Origin of the sequence: Bacteroides sp. CAG:189 (assembly GCF_000432295.1) — a bacterium.
Taxonomy (GTDB): Bacteria; Bacteroidota; Bacteroidia; order Bacteroidales; family Bacteroidaceae; genus Bacteroides; species Bacteroides salyersiae.
Genome location: NZ_HF991056.1, coordinates 125,728 through 128,416 on the forward strand (window position 1 = coordinate 125,728; position 2,689 = coordinate 128,416).

Annotated in this window: 2 protein-coding genes; both read right to left on the minus strand. The window is 45.9% G+C overall.

All coding sequences use genetic code 11. The features are described from left to right. The coding region (locus QVP90_RS08245; RefSeq protein WP_288204097.1) for a TolC family protein at window positions 1-942 on the minus strand (942 nt) is incomplete at its 3' end. 19 nt (window positions 943-961) lie between these two features. Continuing rightward, the coding region (locus QVP90_RS08250) for an efflux RND transporter permease subunit (RefSeq protein ID WP_288204098.1) at window positions 962-2,689 on the minus strand (1,728 nt) is incomplete at its 5' end.

Sequence of the window (2,689 nt, forward strand, 5' to 3'; positions counted from 1 at the left end):
TGAACCGCTAATCGTGATTTGCGGATAGAAAGCAGCGCGGGCGGCATTGGTATTATAATAAGTACTTGCCAGATTCATTTCGGCGGCTTTCACGTCCGGACGATTGGATAATAGCTGCAAAGGTACGCCAACAGAGAATTGTGTGGGTAATTGCTGCTCTTCCAATGTGCTGCGTTTGATAGCTTGCGGTGCTTGTCTTAAAAGCATGCAGAGGGCGTTTTCGGCTTCGCGGATACTTTGACGGATAGCCGGTAGAGAGGCGATAACCTGCGCATAGGCGGCTTCGCTTTGCGCAACGGCGGCAGCATTCGTCATACCTGCATCTTTCATGGCACGCATCGTTTCTACGTTGCGTTTCATTACATCGGCTGTTTGTTCGGAGATTTCCAACTGTTTGTCCAACATCAACAAGGTGTAGTATGTATTGGCAATGCCGGAGATAATCTGAGTTTGTACGGCTTGGCGGTATGCTTTCGTTTGTAGAAGAGCTACCTGAGAACCTCTCTTTGCATTCAACAAATTACCGAAGAGGTCGAGTTCCCAACTGGCGGTTACCGGTAAGGAATACGTTTTGGTTGCGGCACTTTTATCGAAACTGCTGATAGTACCCTGAGGGGATAATGCCAGCATTGGAGCATAGGCAAGACGGGAAGTCATCAAAGCTGCTTGTGCTTCTTTTACTTTCAGTATGGCGGTCTGCAGATCGGTATTATTCGCCAATCCCTGCTCAATGAGTGTTTGTAGCTGAGAATCGGTGAAAACCTCTCTCCAAGGCAGATTCCCGAAGTTGGTCGTATCGGATACCAACGTATCACCTCCTGCTACCGTATCACGGTATAAACCGGAGATCTCAATATCCTCGGGTCTGTCGTATGATTTATAGATGTGGCAACTGCTTAAAAAGGCAGTTGCACACAACATACATATGATTTGTTTTTTCATGCTTAATTTTTTTCTAACTTTATTTAGCATATTGTTCTATTTCTGTTTCCGCATCAGAGTTGTCGATATCTTCCCATTCCATCGGCTTAACTTTTTCTTGCAGGTATTGGAAGATTACGAACAAGGCCGGTACGACAAAGATCTGACAGATCATACCAATGAACATACCGCCTACGGCAGCTGTACCCAATGCGCGGTTACCGTTGGCACCTACTCCCATGGCCAGCATCAATGGAATCAATCCGACAACCATGGCCAATGAAGTCATCAGGATAGGACGCAAACGGGCACCTGCTCCTAATACGGCTGCCCAAGTGATACTCATACCCATCTTACGACGGTCGAGGGCAAACTCTACGATCAGAATGGCATTCTTTGCTAAAAGTCCCATCAACATGATCAAGGCGATTTGCATGTAGATATTATTGGTAGCTGCTCCGAGTATCGGGATGATATTGTTTGCCAATCCCATCAAATGGGCAAAAATGAAACTACCTGCCAAACCGAACGGAATAGAAAGCAATACGGCCAAAGGTAAAATATAACTTTCGTACTGCGCACTCAACAAGAGATATACGAAAACAAAACAGAGTACGAAAATCATGGCTGTACTGCTTCCACTGGAACTTTGTTCTTCACGGGTCATACCGGAGAACTCATAACCGTAACCGGTAGGCAACGATTCTTGAGCTACTTCTTGCATTGCTTGGATAGCTTGCCCGGAACTGTAGCCGTCAGCGGGGGAACCGTTGATAGTCATAGCAGTAAACATATTGAATCGCTTGATATTATCCGGTCCGTAGATACGTTTAACGCTCATGAACTGAGTGATGGGTGCCATTTCATTTCCGTTGCGCACCTTGATGGATTTCAAGGATTCAAGGTTGGCACGGCTATCGGGATCTGCCTGGATCATTACACGGTACAACTTACCGAATCGGTTGAAGTTGGAAGAGTATAGACCGCCATAATATCCTTGCAGGGTTGTCAGGATATCGTTTGGTGAAAGACCGGCCTTTTTACAGGCGGCGGCATCAATATCGATCATGTATTGCGGGAAATTCGGATTAAAGGATGTCTGTGCAGACTGAATTTCCGGACGCGCTTGTAACTTGGTAATGAAGTCTTGTGCTACTTCGTAGAACTTATCCAGGCTACCACCGGTTTTATCCTGCAAGTTCAACTCGAAACCGTTGGATACACTATATCCCGGGATCATAGGAGGTGCAAACAGCAATACGCGTGCATCTTTGATGACTTCACGGGCTTTCAGATAAAGCATTCCGGATACGAAATCGGAACGTTGCTTGATGCTTCGTTCTTCCCAAGGTTTCAATTTACAGATAAATGAACCGTAACTTGGTCCTTGTCCGGCGAGGAAGCTGTAACCGACAATCATCGTCCGGCTTTCGATTGCTTGGTCAGCACCCAACAAGCTGTCGATGCGCTGCATAACTTCGGTGGTGCGCTCCATAGAACTTCCCGGCGGCATGTCGACAACTGCCATAATAGTACCGGTATCTTCATTTGGAACCAAACCGGTTGGAGTAATATTCATCAGGAACATCAACAGGGCGATGCCGGCTATTACACTACCGATGGTCAACCAAGGCTTGTGGATGAAACGAAGTGTACCTTTTTTATATCGTTTCAATATATTGTCATAATAGACATTGAATGCTGTATGGAAACGGCTGACGAAAGTTGATTTTTTCTTTTCATCTTCTTTATGCGGTTTCAGCAGGAT